This is a genomic window from Yersinia aldovae ATCC 35236, assembly GCF_000173735.1.
GTDB lineage: Bacteria > Pseudomonadota > Gammaproteobacteria > Enterobacterales > Enterobacteriaceae > Yersinia > Yersinia aldovae.
The window spans coordinates 1-15,766 of sequence record NZ_ACCB01000011.1 but is presented as its reverse complement, the minus strand read 5'-3'; the positions used below and the strand labels follow the sequence as shown (position 1 = coordinate 15,766).

Sequence of the window (15,766 nt, the reverse complement as noted above, 5' to 3'; positions counted from 1 at the left end):
TTTTTTGACAGGCAGTGCCAAGATTATGCAGTTGCAGAAATTAGTCAATATGTTTGGTGCGGATTTACAGCGCCGCTACGGTGAAAAAATTCATAAACTCACGCTACACGGCGGGTTTAGCTGCCCGAACCGCGATGGCACTCTTGGGCGTGGTGGCTGCACTTTTTGTAATGTGGCCTCATTTGCCGATGAGCAAATGCAGCAACAGGGCATTGCGCAGCAACTGGCAGAGCAGGCTAAAAAAGCCAATCGTGCAAACCGTTATCTGGCTTACTTTCAGGCTTATACCAGTACTTATGCAGAAGTGAATACGCTCGCGGCGATGTATGAGCTGGCGTTGGCCGAGGCGGATATTGTCGGTTTGTGTGTCGGGACGCGCCCCGATTGTGTGCCAGATGCGGTGCTGGATTTACTCAGTGGCTATCAGCAGCAGGGTTATGAAGTTTGGTTGGAACTGGGGTTACAGACCGCTAATGATAAAACCCTCAAACGTATTAATCGCGGCCATGATTTTGCCTGCTACCAACAAACAGCCCGTCGCGCCCGCGCCCGTGGGTTGAAAGTATGTTGTCATTTGATTGTCGGTTTGCCCGGTGAGAATCAGGTTCAGTGCATGGAGACTCTGGATAATGTGGTGGTCACCGGTGTTGATGGGATAAAACTGCACCCACTGCATATCGTTGAGGGCAGCACGATGGGCAAAGCGTGGCGAGCAGGGCGTTTGTCAGAACTGGCGTTGGAGGACTATGTGCTGATTGCCGGTGAAATGATCCGCCATACCCCGGCTGAGATTGTCTATCACCGGATTTCTGCCAGCGCCCGCAGACCAACGCTGCTTGCGCCATTGTGGTGCGCCAATCGCTGGACCGGGATGAATGAGCTGAATAATTATATGCTGGCTCGTGGTGGACAAGCCTCTGCTTTGTGACCGGCTACTGCGCGTCGCCATACTGAGATTGTGCAGTGCTCAAAATCCTCACGTACTGCGTGTACGCTCCGGTTTTTCCGCGCTGTACGCACTCAGTCTGGCTTAGCTCGCTACACCGTAAGTTTTGACCCCCACCTTATTTTGGCTATGCCTACCGTTTATTGGCAGATAATCAGTTTGTTCCCAATATCTCACCGTGAGTTGCAATCTTTTCCACACTTCTGAGCAAGCCATCTTATCTCGGCCCAGTTTTGCGGTATGATTTATACCCTTCGTACTTGAAGTCGCAGGGTTGTTAGCTGTGCGCACTTACCCGAATCACTTACTTGTGTAAGCTCATCGGGATTCGCTTGCTGGCTGCCTACCTGCGACTCCAATGACTTTGGGTATAGATTCCAAGGGATATCCAGAAACACAGACAGGAGCTGCTATGAAGCAAATCAGGGTATTAGCCCAGTACTACGTTGATTTAATGGTTAAGTTAGGGCTGGTTCGCTTCTCGTTGCTATTGGCATCGGTGTTGGTGTTGCTGGCGATGGTGGTTCAGATGGCCGTCACGTTAGTCTTGAGCGGTTCTGTCGGGGTTCTTGATCTGGTGCGCTCTATCTTCTTTGGCTTGCTGATAACCCCGTGGGCGGTCTACTTCTTATCGGTGGTGGTTGAGCAACTGGAGGAGTCGCGCCAGCGCCTGTCACGACTGGTCGAAAAGCTTGAAGTGATGCGGTATCGTGATCTGGAGCTGAATAAGCAATTGACGGAAAATATTGCACAACTTAATCAGGAAATCGTCGAACGGGAAAAAGCCGAAAAAGCGCATCTGCAAGTGGTCGACAAACTGAAAGAAGAAATGGGCCACCGTGAACAGGCTCAGGTTGAGCTAGGGCAGCAGTCAGCCTTATTGCGCTCCTTTTTGGATGCCTCACCGGATTTGGTCTATTACCGTAACGAAGACAATGAATTCTCCGGCTGCAACCGGGCGATGGAACTGCTAATCGGTAAAAGTGAGAAGCAGCTAGTCGGATTGACGCCAAAAGATGTTTACGCCCCCGATATCGCTGAAAAAGTGATGGAAACCGATGAAAAAGTCTTCCGCCACAATGTTTCCCTGACCTACGAACAGTGGTTGGTGTATCCCGATGGCCGTAAAGCCTGCTTTGAGCTGCGAAAAGTGCCGTTTTATGATCGTGTAGGCAAACGGCATGGGTTGATGGGCTTCGGGCGCGATATAACCGAGCGTAAGCGCTATCAGGACGCGCTGGAGAACGCCAGTAGGGATAAAACCACCTTCATCTCAACTATCAGCCATGAGTTGCGGACCCCCCTTAATGGCATTGTTGGCCTGAGTCGCATTCTGCTGGATACTGAATTAGACGCAGAACAACTGAAATACCTCAAAACCATTCACGTCAGTGCTATCACGCTTGGGAATATTTTCAACGATATCATTGAGATGGATAAACTTGAGCGACGGAAAGTTCAGCTTGATAATCAACCAATTGATTTTACTGGTTTTATGGCGGATCTGGAAAACCTCTCTGGCCTGTTGGTTCAACCGAAAGGGCTGAAATTCATTATGGAACCGCAACTGCCATTGCCGGAAAAGGTGATTACCGATGGCACTCGCTTGCGCCAAATCCTATGGAATCTAATTGGTAATGCGGTGAAGTTTACCCAGCAAGGCAAAATTGTGGTACGGGTACACCGTGAGGACACCGACCGCCTGACTTTTGAAGTAGAAGACTCTGGCATGGGTATCCCTGAAGAAGAACAAGATAAGATTTTCGCCATGTACTATCAGGTGAAAGACCACAATGGCGGTCAGCCTGCTACCGGTACGGGTATCGGCCTGGCGGTTTCTAAACGTCTGGCACAAAGCATGGGAGGCGATATTACCGTGCAAAGTCGGCAAGGGGCCGGTTCTTGCTTTACGCTGACTATCCAGGCTCCCGCAGTGCCGGAGGCTTTCAGTGTGCCGTCAAGCGAGGAGATACCACTACCTGCTCTGCACATATTGCTGGTGGAAGATATCGAGCTGAACGTCATCGTAGCGCGTTCTGTATTAGAAAAATTAGGTAACAGTGTTGAAGTGGCGATGAACGGCCACGATGCCTTGGCGATGTTCAAGCCTGATGATTTTGATTTGGTGCTGCTGGATATTCAATTGCCAGATATGAGTGGGCTGGATATTGCGCGGAAAATTCGTGCGGACTATGGCCAGCAATCGTTACCACCGCTGGTAGCGTTAACCGCTAACGTTCTAAAAGATAAAAAAGAATATTTAGATGCCGGAATGGATGATGTGCTGAGTAAGCCGTTGTCCGTTCCCGCTCTTACGGCGATGATCAAGCAATTCTGGGATCAGAAGCCCTTAAACGCGGCAAAAAAACAGGAGCATAAAGTGATGCAAACCCACGAATCGTTACTTGATACAGCCATGCTGGAACAATACATCGACCTGGTTGGCCCACAATTGATCTATCAAAGCCTGGAAATGTTTGAACAAATGATGCCGAGTTATTTGGCGGTGCTGGATTCGAACATGACGGCGCGGGATCAAAAGGGCATTACCGAAGAAGCACATAAAATTAAGGGTGCGGCGGGGTCGGTAGGTTTACGCCACATACAGCAGCTTGCACAACAAATTCAAACCCCGACACTGCCAGCATGGTGGGATAACGTGCAAGATTGGGTTGATGAATTAAAATTAGAATGGCGCAATGATGTGCAGGTGTTACGTGAGTGGGCGGCGAAAGCTGAAAAAAAATAACCTCGACCGAGGCCGGGGTGCGCGAATACTGCGCCAACACCAGGGAAATCGTTAACCTGCGACACTCGTCATACTCCAGGTTACATGTGCGTTGGCTGCTTTCATTCGCCCAATCGTTTACCGATTGGGGATTCGCTCAGTTGCCGCCATCCTGTAACTCGAATTATTGAGAGTATATTATTTCGATTTCGAGTGAATTCGCAGATTGTAAGGATTCGTCCATACATCATACAAGCAACAACATAGCAAATGTAAGCGCTCTTGTTACAAGATTCATTAAAATTTGTGATAGAGACACATCTTTGTTACTCGAACGTATTAAGCGATTGACATAGTGAGAAAAGGAGAGGTGAGATGAAAACAGTCGGTGTGGTACTCAGTGGATGTGGTGTTTACGACGGTGCCGAGATACATGAGTCTGTCTTAACCATTCTGGCATTGGATCGTGCGGGTGCACGCGTATTGTTCTTCGCGCCAAACAAACCACAACTTCATGTTATTAATCACTTTAATGGTGAGGTGGTTGCGCAGGAGCGGAATGTTTTAGTGGAGTCTGCGCGGATTGCCCGTGGACAGATTGCTCCGCTCTGCGATGCGGACTCAAACCGACTAGATGCCCTGATTGTCCCTGGGGGTTTTGGTTCGGCAAAGAACTTGAGCGATTTTGCAATACAAGGTCCTGAATGTGTTATTGATCCGGATTTAGTTAAGTTGACGCAATCAATGCATAAGTCAGGTAAACCAATTGGGTTTATGTGTATTTCTCCGGTAATGCTGCCCAAACTGCTGGGTAAGCCAGTACGCCTGACTATTGGTAACGATCCCGACACGATTGAGGCAATTGAAATTATGGGCGGAGAGCATATTATTTGCCCTGCTGATGATGTGGTGGTTGATGCTGAAAATAAAGTGGTGACAACACCGGCTTACATGTTGGCAGGGTCAATTTCTGAAGCAGCAAAAGGCATTGATAAATTGGTGACTAAGGTGCTGGATTTAACTCAATGACGTCAGTCAGGCGCAAATTGAATTGGCTGTGGTATTGGGGGAAACGGGGGATTATCGGCATCGTCGCGCTGTGGTTGGCGGGCATTTTGATTTTCGCCTTTTTGCCGGTTCCTTTTTCTATGGTGATGATCGAAAGGCAACTGGGAGCCTGGCTTACCGGTGATTTTTCTTATGTTGCGCACTCCGACTGGGTGCCGATGGATGAGATCTCACCTTATATGGCGCTGGCGGTTATGGCGGCTGAGGATCAAAAGTTCCCCGGGCATTGGGGCTTTGATGTTGGTGCTATCGAGTCGGCGTTATCCCATAACCAGCGTAATCAAAATCGTATCCGTGGTGCATCCACCCTGTCACAACAAACCGCCAAAAACCTGTTTCTCTGGGATGGCCGTAGCTGGGTGCGTAAAGGTCTGGAAGTGGGATTGACCGCAGGTATTGAGTTGGTGTGGACCAAGCGTCGTATCCTGACAGTTTATCTAAATATTGCGGAGTTTGGCGACGGTATTTTTGGCGTAGAAGCGGCGGCTCGCCATTTCTTCAATAAACCGGCCAGTAAATTGAGCGCATCAGAAGCCGCTCTATTAGCGGCAGTTCTACCCAATCCACTGCGTTTTAAGGTGAATGCGCCATCGGGTTATGTCATTTCACGCCAACAGTGGATATTGCGCCAGATGCGGCAGTTGGGTGGGAAAGAGTTCATTCAGGCGAATGATTTAGACTAATGGTTTGATGTTTTGGATAGTTAAAAATGGGCCTGGATTTCTCCCGGCCCATAATAGGATTGCTCTTTCTAACTAACGGATTATTTCACGAGAGTAAACGCTGTAGTGACATGCTTAACGCCACTAACCTGGCTGGCAATCTGTGCCGCTGATTGCCCTTCTTGCTGAGTTACCAGGCCCAGCAGGAACACTTCGCCGTTTTCAGTGGTCACCTTCACATTGGAGGATTTAACCGAGTCGGCGGTCAGTAGCTGTGACCGGACTTTAGTGGTGATCCAGGTGTCCATTGATGCGGTGGTCAGATCAACCGGTTTACCCAAGCGCATCTCGTTGTACACTTCTGTTGCACCGTCGACACCCGCTGCAATCTGTTTAGCGCGGCTAGACAGCTCTGCGTTTGGTGTTTGGCCCGTGAGCAGGACTTTCCCTTGATAAGCGGTAACCACAAATCGCGTCTGACTTTTTATCTGCTGATCTTTACTTAACGCGTTAACGACTCGGGCTTCCAATGTACCGTCATCGACCTGAGTACCGACCGAACGTGGGTCCGTGACGGATTTGGTTGCAACTGCTGCGGTGCCAACCACCACTGCGCCGACACAACCTTGCAACAGCAGGGCGCTGAATAGCAGGGCAAATATGTAACCAACCTTCATTCGTGCTCCTTTAATCGTCCTGATGAGGAAATAGGGTGTTATCAATTAAGTCACACAGACAATTCACTGTGAGCATATGTACTTCTTGAACTCTGGCGCTGCGGTGTGAAGGAATGCGGATTTCGACATCCTGCTGACCCAACAAACCGGCCAGTTCACCACCATCGTAACCGGTAAGTGCGACGATGGTCATATCACGGGTGACTGCCGCTTCGACAGCTTTCACAATATCACGGCTATTGCCGCGAGTGGAAATGGCGAGCAAAACATCACCGGCATGGCCGAGCGCCCGCACCTGTTTGGCGTAGACTTCATCGTGCAAACGGTCGTTAGTAATGGCGGTCAGCACAACATTATCAACATTTAAAGCGATGGCAGGCAGACTTGGCCGCTCCGTTTCAAAACGGTTTATCATACTGGCCGCAAAATGTTGCGCGTTAGCCCCAGAGGTGCCGTTACCACAGCAAAGAATTTTATTGCCGTTGAGCAGTGACTGAACCAACGTCATCGCTGCACGAGATATGGCGTCAGGCAGTGCCTCTGCCGCGGCAATCTGGGTTTGAATACTTTCAGTAAAGCAGACTTTGATTCTATCCAGCACGTTGATTTAACTCACTCAGTAAGATATCGCCCGGCATCAGGCCGGAGAAAATTGTCAATCCGCATTGAAGGCATTAGGCAGCCACTCTGTCTGGCTACCCGTGATGGCAAATACATCAAAACGGCACGGTGTGGTGGCAAAACTGGCGCCCCGCTGTGCCAGCCAAACGGCGGCGGCACGGAGTAGCCGTTGTTGCTTGCTAAAGGTGATACTGGCCGCAGCACCACCAAACAGGGCATTGCGTCGAAAGCGAACTTCCACAAATACCCAAGTTGCCCCGTCACGCATAATGAGGTCAATTTCACCACCACGGCAGGTCACATTGGCTGCCTGAAATGCTAAACCAGCCCGCTCCAGATGGTGGCGGGCCTGTATTTCATACTGTTTGCCAATACTCCGTTGGCTCATTTTTCTTCGTCCTTGAGGTTGCAGGGTTGTTAGTTACGCTCGTTACTCGGCCCGTCCATGGGCCTCGCCTCTGCGAGGCCGCTGCAAGCCGCGTTCAAATCTGTTCCAGACAGATTTGTCGCCCGAATCACTTTATGCTGCTGGCACCACCATCCCCTGACGGTATTGCAGCCAAGGCAGTTTACGGGTGATCACGCAATCTTCTGATGCGGTCAAATCACCGGTAGTACCGCTGACCTGGAAACCAGGAATTTGGCGCATTTGGGCAAAGTGATTCGACAATGCCCATGCATCAATACCCATAGCGTACAATCGCACCAGCGAATAGTCGTTGGCATATTTAGCCGATGCCTGTTGCATCAGTGCTGGATTAGACCCTGCCATCAATGGAATGTCGCTAAACTGCACGCCTTCCATTTCCAGGCGGTAATCCGGGCCAGCACCGGCCTGATAGCTGCGTGAGCTGGCAAACAGCGATGGTTTGCTGCGGGTGGTGGTCGCCATATCAATCATCGGTTTAATCAGTGTCAGTTCGGCTGGTGTGGCAATGATATAAACCGCATCAATGTTACCACCGACAGACGTTGAAACCACAGGTGCATCGACCGGCGGTGCAGGAATAGTCAGGCCCGCAATGGTAACAGATGCTGGTGTTGTGGCAGGTGCGCTTGAAACACTCACCGGTTGACCGGTCAGGCGGATGCCCGCACCACTGTTGATGGCTTGTTTCAACTCAGCCGTTGAGCCAAAGTTTTGCTGCAATACCGTCTGCCCACCTTGCTTTTGCCACTCTTCTGCAAAGGCTTTGGCGACGCGATCACCAAAGGCACCACGCGGTGTCAGCAGCAACGGCATTCTCTTTTCCTGGCTCCATAAATGATGAGCCGCATCGCGCGCTTCATCTTCTGGAGACAGGGCGAAGTAACAGATATTCGGATTGTTTTTGCTTACTTCCGGCTGATTCAATGCCAGAATATTAAGCGTACTGGTCGTTGCACTCAGTTGTTCTACATCCGGTTTCAATAACGGGCCGACCACCAGCGTCGCGCCATCTTGTTGAGCTTGCGCCAGCAATGCTGCGATCGGTTGAGTCGTCGTGTCGTAGACTTTTACCTGTGCATGGCTGGTGGCAACAGGGGTTGCCACTGGCGCTGGCGTGGCAATATCAGTCACCGGTGTTGCAGTGGCATCAGTTGGTGTCGTGGCCGTTGCATCTGGTGTCACCGGAGCCGGGGCATTCACTGGCAAGCCATTTTGCGCGGCAGTAAAACCTTGTTGGATGGCATCGGCAAACACCTGTGCTGGGCCACTTAATGGCAGCAGTAGGGCAATTTTTGCAGTGGATGCCTGGCTAAAATTACTGATTTGCGTTAACGCTGTCGGCAGGTTTTTCGCTGCCGGATTTTGTGGATAACGGTTTTGCCAATCTTTAATGCCAGCTTTCAGCATATCGGGGTCTTGTTTGTTATCCTGATAGACGTGCAGTAAATCCAACCAGCCTTGCAGCACGTTTTCGTCCGCGTTAATCACAATGTTATTTAATTCTTGTGGCGTGAGCTGCGCCAGCGCTTGCCAGGTGCCATCGATATTGTCCTGATGGGCCTTATCTTTCAGCAGCGGCTCCTGAGCGATAAACGCACGAATCAGCGGCAGAGTCGCTTTACCCTGATTGGCGGCGATTTGCGCCTGATAGAAGCGAACTTGCTGATTTGCTGAGAGCTTGCTGGCATCCAGCTTGCTAAGAACATCGGCTGCGGCAGGGGTGTTTTTCTGCGCAATCAGCAATTCTGCGGTCAGCAATTGTTGTTCCTGACGCTGAGTATCACTCAGGTCCGCTGGCAAAGTACCGAGCTGTTCCGCCGCTTGAGGGATTTTCCCTTCGCGTAACAGGGCACGAAGGGCGAGTAATTGCCAGTCAGCCTTGTTATCATCACTGCTCTGTTGCAACTGTTGCAGATAATAATCAGAGTTAGCGCTTGCTTCGTCCTGTATATTTGCAGGTGGCAGCGTTTGTGGCGCTCTGCCTGAACAGGCTGCCAGAATCAGTGCAGCCAGAACAACAGGGACAAGCCCTGCTTTGGAACGAACGAATGTTGAGGAAAGCATACTGTATCCAGTGATGTTTTTTTCAAGATGCTCAATATTAAATCGGTAATTCGGATGAAACAATGAATCAACACGATCGAGCTGTGATTTCTGCATCTACGCTTTATGTGGTACCTACCCCAATCGGTAATCCAGGGGACATTACCCACCGGGCGCTAGAGGTACTGAAAGGCGTTGATTTGATTGCGGCAGAAGATACACGCCATACGGGGCTGCTGTTACAGCACTTTGCGATTAGCGCCCGCCTGTTTGCACTTCATGACCATAACGAACAACAAAAAGCTGATGTATTGCTGGCAAAACTGCAAGAAGGCCAGAGTATTGCACTGGTTTCAGATGCAGGCACGCCGCTGATTAACGATCCTGGTTACCATTTAGTACGCCGTTGCCGTGAAGCGGGCATCCGCGTTGTGCCATTACCGGGCGCTTGCGCGGCGATTACAGCACTTTCTGCCGCAGGTATTGCTTCTGATCGTTTTTGTTACGAAGGCTTCCTGCCTGCGAAAACCAAAGGCCGTAAGGATACTCTGCAAGCGCTGATTGAGGAACCTCGAACACTGATCTTCTATGAATCAACCCATCGCTTATTGGAAAGTTTACAGGACATGGTAACCGTACTTGGCCCACAACGCTATGTGGTACTTGCCAGAGAGTTAACCAAAACCTATGAGTCTATTCACGGCGCGCCGGTTGGTGAGCTACTGGCCTGGGTTCAGGAAGAAGAAACCCGCCGTCGGGGTGAGATGGTCTTGATTGTTGAAGGGCATAAAGTGCAGGCTGATGATGCTTTACCGGCCGCTGCATTACGTACTTTAGCATTATTGCAAAAAGAGTTACCACTGAAGAAAGCGGCAGCATTGGTTGCTGAAATCCACGGCGTGAAAAAGAATGCGCTCTATAAGTATGCACTTGAACAGCAAGATAGTGCTCAAGAGCAAGCGGAAGATGACATTCAACAGTAATGTGATTATAATCCGCCGCGGAGTTGACTAGACAGTCGCCGCTTCGCTGCCGTCCCTTTCGGGGGAGACAGGTGAAGGGGAGGAAAGTCCGGGCTCCATAGGGCAGGGTGCCAGGTAACGCCTGGGAGGCGCAAGCCTACGACAAGTGCAACAGAGAGCAAACCGCCGATGGCCCGCGTAAGTGGGATCAGGTAAGGGTGAAAGGGTGCGGTAAGGGCGCACCGCGCGGCTGGCAACAGTTCGTGGCAGGGTAAACTCCACCCGGAGCAAGGCCAAATAGGGGTTCACATGGTACGGCCCGTACTGAACCCGGGTAGGCTGCTTGAGCCAGTGAGCGATTGCTGGCCTAGAGGAATGACTGTCCACGACAGAACCCGGCTTACCGGTCAACTCCACTCATTCCGCAAAACCCCGCTTCGGCGGGGTTTTTGTTTATGTGATATATGTTTGAGAGGAATGACTGTCCACGACGCTTTTCACCAAAAGAAAGCGGCTTACCGGTCAACTCCACTCATTCCGCAAAACCCCGCTTCGGCGGGGTTTTTGTTTATGTGATGTATGTTTGAGAGGAATGACTGTCCACGACGCTTTTCACCAAAAGAAAGCGGCTTACCGGTCAACTCCACTCATTCCATAAAACCCCGCTTCGGCGGGGTTTTTGTTTGGATTAACACTGATAACGTAAGGCGTCGACAAACAACGAAAATGTGGTGGTGTGTTGTCTGCGGCTTGGATAATAGAGGTAATAACCGGGGAACGGTTCACACCACTCCTCCAGTACTCTGATTAAACTGCCGTCGGCAATCTCTGTTTTTACCGTGTCTGCTGGCACCATTGTTAGGCCAAAACCGATGGTTGCTGCGTCAATACGTTGTCGTAAACTATTAAACGTCAGTTGCCCGTCGACTCGCACTTTTAGCTCTCTGCCCGCTTTTTCAAATTCCCATGCATACAGGCCATCCATCGTTGGCAGGCGCATATTGATGCAACGGTGATTCTGCAAATCAGCCGGTGTGACAGGGATGTCGTATTTAGCCAGATATGATGGTGAGCCGACGACGGCCATACTCATATCCGCGCCAATTCGCACCGCAATCATATCTTTTGCGACTTGTTCTCCAAGGCGGATACCTGCGTCAAAGCGGCCAGTCACAATGTCGGTTAAGGTGTTATCCACCGTGATTTCCACATTAATATCAGAATATTCCACCAGGAATGATTTCAGCACTGGCCAGAGAATTGAATCGACAGCATGTTCTCCGGCGGTGATGCGGATGTTACCTGCGGGCCGGGCGCGCATTTCACTTAACGCATTCAGTTCACTTTCAATTTCGGCAAAACGTGGCCCAAGGCTGTTTGCCAGCCTTTCCCCTGCTTCGGTTGGCGCGACACTGCGGGTAGTTCGGGTTAGTAAGCGAAGTTCAAGGCGATCTTCCAGCCCGCGAATAGAGTGGCTTAACGCTGATTGCGAAACGCCTAATTTAGCCGCCGCTTTGGTGAAGCTACGTTCTCTGACCACCATGAGAAATGAAATTAAGTCGTTAAAATTCTATTTTAACATCAGGAATGCCTGACCGATTAGCGAATGGTATTTTCGAGTATAGCTATATTTATGAATTAAATTCATATACCCATGCACATTTATCCCTCTAATACTCAGCCCAGGCATTTGCTACCTTTTCTGCAACCGATATTCATTTGGTGAATGCCTTGTGATGGTAAATAACAACCGATAGGGGTAAAGAAAATGCAAAAGCGCAGACTAGGTCGCAGTAATCTGGAAGTATCAGCAATGGGTTTAGGCTGCATGGGGATGAGTTTCGGTTATGGCCCGGCTGCGGATAAGCAGGAGATGATGTCCTTACTGCATAAAGCGGTAGATCTGGGGGTAACATTCTTTGATACCGCCGAGGTCTACGGGCCTTACACCAATGAAGAATTATTGGGTGAGGCGTTGGCCCCATTGCGTGACAAAGTGGTGATTGCCACCAAATTTGGCTTTCAGGCCGATCCTAACGGCGGGCCGAAATGGATCGGTTTGAATAGCCGACCAGAACATATCAAAAGAGTGGCAGAAGCGTCACTTAAGCGCTTGAAAACCGATGTTATTGACTTGTTCTATCAACATCGCGTCGATCCGAACGTGACGATTGAAGATGTGGCAGGCGCGGTTCAGGATTTAATCAAAGAGGGCAAAGTAAAACACTTTGGCCTATCTGAGGCTGGAGTGGCAACAATTCGCCGTGCCCATGCTGTTCAGCCGGTGAGTGCATTGCAAAGTGAATATTCGTTATGGTGGAGAAAGCCGGAGCAGGAAATCATTCCTATGTTGGAGGAGCTTGGGATTGGTTTGGTGCCTTATAGTCCACTGGGTAAAGGCTATCTGACCGGTAAGATCAGTGAGTCAACGCAGCTTGCCAGTGATGATTTTCGTAACACGCTGCCACGCTTCACACCGCAGGCATTAAAAGCGAATCAGGTATTGATTAGCTTGATTCAGGAAGTGGCTCAGCAAAAGGGCGCGACACCGGCACAAATCGCGTTGGCATGGTTATTGGCACAAAAACCGTGGATTGTTCCGATCCCCGGTACGCGTAATTTGCATCGGTTGGAAGAGAATCTGGGGGCGATAAATGTAGAATTGAGCGCTGCTGACTTGCAAGAGATTGATAGTGCAGCAGCAAAAGTGACCTTAACCGGTGAGCGCTATCCTGAAGCTCTGGAAAAACTCACTGGATTGTAATCTGCCCGCTGGGTTAACTCGGGTGGAACCTCGTGTTCCTCCCATTAAGTATTGACCGGATTTACCGCCCTCATTCACTCAGGCAAATCAATCAGCAGCGCCCGCAGTGGGGTTTCAGCTTTAATCACCAGATGCTGCTCTTCTCGCACAAACGCGCCGTCACCGCAGGTCAGTCGCTGTGGCTCATTGCTTTGAGGGCCTGCCACGGCGACGGTTCCATGAATGGATTGCAGATAAGCTCTGGTACCGTGCAAATCAATCGTATGTTGTTCGCCGGCGGCTAAATCCAGATGATGTACCCATACTTGCTGGCGCAGTGTCAGGCTGCCGTGCTCACCATCAGGCGAGGCCAAAAGCCGTAATGATTGTGTACATAATGACAGCCGCTGAGCTGGGTTATTTTCCTGTTTAGGACAAGCATTCAGCCATAATTGCATTCGGGTCAATGGCTTATCACTGTTTAGATTATGTTCGCTATAGCTGACGCCGGGCTGGGTGGAGAACAGCAGTACATCACCAGTTTTAGCGCTCACATGGTTACCCAAGCTGTCCCGATACTCTGCATCACCTTGTAAAATCAGGTTCAGAATATCGACAGGTGGGTAGGTTTTTGGTTGGAAGGCCGCACCCGGTGCCAGCACTTCCTGATTCAAAACGCGCAGTGAAGCGTAACCTAATAATTTAGGATCAAAATAGTGGCCAAAAGAGAAGGTATAACGCGCCTGAAACCAACCATAGTCAGCTTGCCCGCACTGTTTTGCTGTTCTGCATGTGATCATGATTGTTCTATCCCAATATTAATCGATAAACAGATGGTAATCGTCTGGACGCCGGATTGTTAGCCAGTTAATCTGGTCGCAATATTCAAATTTCCTGATTGAGAAGAATAATGGCTAAAGATCGGGCGCTAACGTTAGAAGCATTAAGAGTGATGGATGCCATTGATCGCCGTGGCAGTTTTGCGGCAGCGGCCGATGAGCTGGGTCGTGTGCCTTCTGCGTTGAGCTATACCATGCAGAAGTTGGAAGATGAACTGGATGTGGTGTTATTTGACCGGTCAGGGCATCGTACAAAATTTACCAACGTCGGGCGCATGTTATTGGATCGCGGCAGGGTGCTGCTGGAGGCGGCTGATAAGCTGACCACCGATGCCGAGGCATTGGCACGCGGTTGGGAAACTCACATCACTCTCGTCAGCGAGGCGTTATCACCGGCGTGGAAGTTGTTCCCCCTTATCGACAAATTGGCACTTAAAGCCAATACCCAAATGTCTATTTTTACTGAAGTATTAGCCGGTGCATGGGAGCGATTAGAGCAGGGGCGTGCCGATATCGTGATTGCACCAGATATGCACTTTCGCGCATCTTCGGAGATTAACAGCCGTAAACTGTATAAAGTGACCAGTATTTATGTTGCCAGTCCGGATCACCCCATTCATCTGGAACCAGAGCCGCTCTCTGAGCTTACGCGGGTAAAATATCGCGCCGTTGCTGTGGCAGATACGGCCCGTGAGCGCCCCGTTATTTCGGTACAACTGCTGGATAAACAGCAACGGCTCACTGTCAGTACCATTGAAGATAAGCGGCGGGCATTATTAGCGGGTCTGGGGGTTGCAACCATGCCGTATGAGATGGTAGAGAAAGACATTGAAGCGGGGCGCTTAAAGGTTGTCGGGCCGGAATATAGCCGTGAGGCCGATATTATTATGGCATGGCGGCGTGACAGTATGGGTGAGGCCAAGTCGTGGTGTCTGCGCGAGATCCCCAAACTGTTTGCGAATAAGTGAGCGGCGACAGTGTGTTAACCTGTTACTAAGCAAAACGGGTATCTCGGCCATGCGGCTCCAGCAGGTCTTGCTGTGGGCCGATGGAAATAATACCGTAAGGGTTGATGGTGCCGTGGCTGCGATAGTAATGATGACGAATATGGGCAAAGTCTACCGTTGCGGCGATTCCAGCTATCTGGTAAATATCGCGTAAAAAGCCATATAAGTTGTGATAATCGCTGATACGGTGCTTATCACACTTGAAATGCGTGACATACACTGAATCAAAACGCACCAGCGTAGTCCATAAACGCAAATCGGTCTCAGTTAACTGCTCGCCGGTCAGATAACGTTGTTTTGCCAGAATCTGCTCTACTTTGTCCAATGCATCGAACAACATATTTACCGCTTCGTCGTAGGCGCTCTGCGTGGTGGCAAAACCCGTTTTATAAACACCATTATTGACTTGATCGTAAATCCAACCATTGATGTCATCAATACATCCACGTAATTCAAGCGGATAGTAATCACCCGCTTTTGCCCCTACGCTATCGAAAGCACTATTGAACATGCGAATAATATCGGCGGATTCATTACTGACAATAGTTTGCTGCTGTTTATCCCATAACACCGGCACCGTCACGCGCCCACTATAATGGGGGTCTGCGCGCAGATAGAGTTGATACAGATAATCAAGCTGATACAGCTCATCGCCAGTGGCTGCGGGGAAGTCGCTGTCGAATGTCCAGCCATTCTCCTGCATCAGTGGATGCACCACTGATACTGAAATCAGTGATTCAAGCCCTTTCAAGCTGCGCATTAATAAGGTGCGGTGCGCCCACGGGCAGGCGAGAGAAACATATAAATGGTAACGATGTGCCTCGGCTTTAAAACCGGCGTTACCTTGCGGGCCTGCTTGACCATCAGCGCTAACCCAATTGCGGAACTGTGATGTGGAACGTTTGAAGTGGCCGCCGGTAGATTGGGTGTCATACCAGATGTCTTTCCACATGCCGTCTATGAGCTGCCCCATTCTATCCCCCGCGTTCTTGAAATTGTAGCGTTGTTAGCTGCTCTTATTCATCCGAATCACTTACCTG

At 50.1% G+C, this 15,766-nt stretch carries 14 protein-coding genes and 1 other RNA gene; 8 read left to right on the top strand and 7 right to left on the bottom strand.

Annotation, left to right across the window (positions count from 1 at the left end; genetic code table 11):
• Positions 1-25: 25 nt before the first annotated feature.
• From mnmL to mtgA, 4 genes are all read left to right on the top strand, one after another.
• The gene (gene mnmL / locus YALDO0001_RS06985; protein ID WP_004701334.1) at positions 26-928 is read left to right on the top strand and encodes a tRNA modification radical SAM protein MnmL/YtqA; all 903 of its coding nucleotides are present in this window, start codon (positions 26-28) and stop codon (positions 926-928) included.
• Positions 929-1,358: 430 nt separating this feature from the next.
• The gene (gene arcB / locus YALDO0001_RS06980; RefSeq protein ID WP_004701332.1) at positions 1,359-3,695 is read left to right on the top strand and encodes an aerobic respiration two-component sensor histidine kinase ArcB; all 2,337 of its coding nucleotides are present in this window, start codon (positions 1,359-1,361) and stop codon (positions 3,693-3,695) included.
• A 354-nt stretch (positions 3,696-4,049) separates the two neighbouring features.
• A complete protein-coding gene (elbB, locus tag YALDO0001_RS06975; protein ID WP_004701330.1) occupies positions 4,050-4,703 on the top strand; it encodes an isoprenoid biosynthesis glyoxalase ElbB in 654 nt (217 codons plus the stop codon).
• Complete coding sequence (gene mtgA, locus YALDO0001_RS06970; protein ID WP_042547036.1) at positions 4,700-5,425, top strand: monofunctional biosynthetic peptidoglycan transglycosylase; 726 nt, start codon at positions 4,700-4,702, stop codon at positions 5,423-5,425. Before elbB ends, mtgA begins: the two co-directional genes overlap by 4 nt.
• Before the next feature lie 80 nt (positions 5,426-5,505).
• Here mtgA and dolP read toward each other — a convergent pair whose 3' ends face one another.
• From dolP to YALDO0001_RS06950, 4 genes are all read right to left on the bottom strand, one after another.
• Positions 5,506-6,081: a division/outer membrane stress-associated lipid-binding lipoprotein gene (gene dolP, locus YALDO0001_RS06965; RefSeq protein ID WP_004701326.1), complete on the bottom strand. Its 576-nt coding sequence runs from the start codon at positions 6,079-6,081 to the stop codon at positions 5,506-5,508.
• A gap of 10 nt (positions 6,082-6,091) precedes the next feature.
• Positions 6,092-6,682 (bottom strand): DnaA initiator-associating protein DiaA, encoded by a 591-nt coding sequence (diaA, locus tag YALDO0001_RS06960; protein ID WP_004701325.1) that lies wholly within the window; start codon positions 6,680-6,682, stop codon positions 6,092-6,094.
• A gap of 54 nt (positions 6,683-6,736) precedes the next feature.
• Positions 6,737-7,090 carry a YraN family protein gene (locus tag YALDO0001_RS06955; RefSeq protein ID WP_004701322.1) on the bottom strand — a complete coding sequence of 118 codons (354 nt, stop codon included), beginning with the start codon at positions 7,088-7,090 and terminating at the stop codon, positions 6,737-6,739.
• A 132-nt stretch (positions 7,091-7,222) separates the two neighbouring features.
• The gene (locus YALDO0001_RS06950; protein WP_042839551.1) at positions 7,223-9,196 is read right to left on the bottom strand and encodes a penicillin-binding protein activator; all 1,974 of its coding nucleotides are present in this window, start codon (positions 9,194-9,196) and stop codon (positions 7,223-7,225) included.
• A 62-nt stretch (positions 9,197-9,258) separates the two neighbouring features.
• On the opposite strand from YALDO0001_RS06950, the gene rsmI reads away from it, so the two are divergent.
• A complete protein-coding gene (gene rsmI, locus YALDO0001_RS06945; RefSeq protein ID WP_042839535.1) occupies positions 9,259-10,158 on the top strand; it encodes a 16S rRNA (cytidine(1402)-2'-O)-methyltransferase in 900 nt (299 codons plus the stop codon).
• Between the two features lie 19 nt (positions 10,159-10,177).
• Positions 10,178-10,556: RNase P RNA component class A (gene rnpB / locus YALDO0001_RS19680), an RNA gene on the top strand.
• Positions 10,557-10,825: 269 nt separating this feature from the next.
• Here rnpB and YALDO0001_RS06940 read toward each other — a convergent pair.
• Positions 10,826-11,692 carry a LysR family transcriptional regulator gene (locus tag YALDO0001_RS06940; RefSeq protein ID WP_261372390.1) on the bottom strand — a complete coding sequence of 289 codons (867 nt, stop codon included), beginning with the start codon at positions 11,690-11,692 and terminating at the stop codon, positions 10,826-10,828.
• A gap of 213 nt (positions 11,693-11,905) precedes the next feature.
• Between YALDO0001_RS06940 and YALDO0001_RS06935 the strand changes: the two genes are divergently transcribed.
• Positions 11,906-12,901 carry an aldo/keto reductase gene (locus tag YALDO0001_RS06935; RefSeq protein WP_004701311.1) on the top strand — a complete coding sequence of 332 codons (996 nt, stop codon included), beginning with the start codon at positions 11,906-11,908 and terminating at the stop codon, positions 12,899-12,901.
• Between the two features lie 74 nt (positions 12,902-12,975).
• Here YALDO0001_RS06935 and YALDO0001_RS06930 read toward each other — a convergent pair whose 3' ends face one another.
• Positions 12,976-13,680 (bottom strand): pirin family protein, encoded by a 705-nt coding sequence (locus YALDO0001_RS06930; protein WP_004701309.1) that lies wholly within the window; start codon positions 13,678-13,680, stop codon positions 12,976-12,978.
• A gap of 110 nt (positions 13,681-13,790) precedes the next feature.
• Here YALDO0001_RS06930 and YALDO0001_RS06925 point away from each other — a divergent pair, with 110 nt between their 5' ends.
• Positions 13,791-14,687 (top strand): LysR family transcriptional regulator, encoded by an 897-nt coding sequence (locus tag YALDO0001_RS06925; protein ID WP_004701308.1) that lies wholly within the window; start codon positions 13,791-13,793, stop codon positions 14,685-14,687.
• Positions 14,688-14,712: 25 nt separating this feature from the next.
• On the opposite strand, the gene YALDO0001_RS06920 is transcribed toward YALDO0001_RS06925, so the two are convergent.
• Entirely contained in the window at positions 14,713-15,699 is a 987-nt protein-coding gene (locus YALDO0001_RS06920; protein ID WP_042839534.1) for a glutathione S-transferase family protein, read from the bottom strand.
• Positions 15,700-15,766 lie beyond the last annotated feature (67 nt).

Coding starts and splice junctions, on each gene's coding strand:
- mnmL (WP_004701334.1), top strand. CDS start 26: ATGCAGTTGCAGAAATTAGTCAATATGTTTGGTGCGGATTTACAGCGC.
- arcB (WP_004701332.1), top strand. CDS start 1,359: ATGAAGCAAATCAGGGTATTAGCCCAGTACTACGTTGATTTAATGGTT.
- elbB (WP_004701330.1), top strand. CDS start 4,050: ATGAAAACAGTCGGTGTGGTACTCAGTGGATGTGGTGTTTACGACGGT.
- mtgA (WP_042547036.1), top strand. CDS start 4,700: ATGACGTCAGTCAGGCGCAAATTGAATTGGCTGTGGTATTGGGGGAAA.
- dolP (WP_004701326.1), bottom strand. CDS start 6,081: ATGAAGGTTGGTTACATATTTGCCCTGCTATTCAGCGCCCTGCTGTTG.
- YALDO0001_RS06955 (WP_004701322.1), bottom strand. CDS start 7,090: ATGAGCCAACGGAGTATTGGCAAACAGTATGAAATACAGGCCCGCCAC.
- YALDO0001_RS06950 (WP_042839551.1), bottom strand. CDS start 9,196: ATGCTTTCCTCAACATTCGTTCGTTCCAAAGCAGGGCTTGTCCCTGTT.
- rsmI (WP_042839535.1), top strand. CDS start 9,259: ATGAATCAACACGATCGAGCTGTGATTTCTGCATCTACGCTTTATGTG.
- YALDO0001_RS06935 (WP_004701311.1), top strand. CDS start 11,906: ATGCAAAAGCGCAGACTAGGTCGCAGTAATCTGGAAGTATCAGCAATG.
- YALDO0001_RS06930 (WP_004701309.1), bottom strand. CDS start 13,680: ATGATCACATGCAGAACAGCAAAACAGTGCGGGCAAGCTGACTATGGT.
- YALDO0001_RS06925 (WP_004701308.1), top strand. CDS start 13,791: ATGGCTAAAGATCGGGCGCTAACGTTAGAAGCATTAAGAGTGATGGAT.
- YALDO0001_RS06920 (WP_042839534.1), bottom strand. CDS start 15,699: ATGGGGCAGCTCATAGACGGCATGTGGAAAGACATCTGGTATGACACC.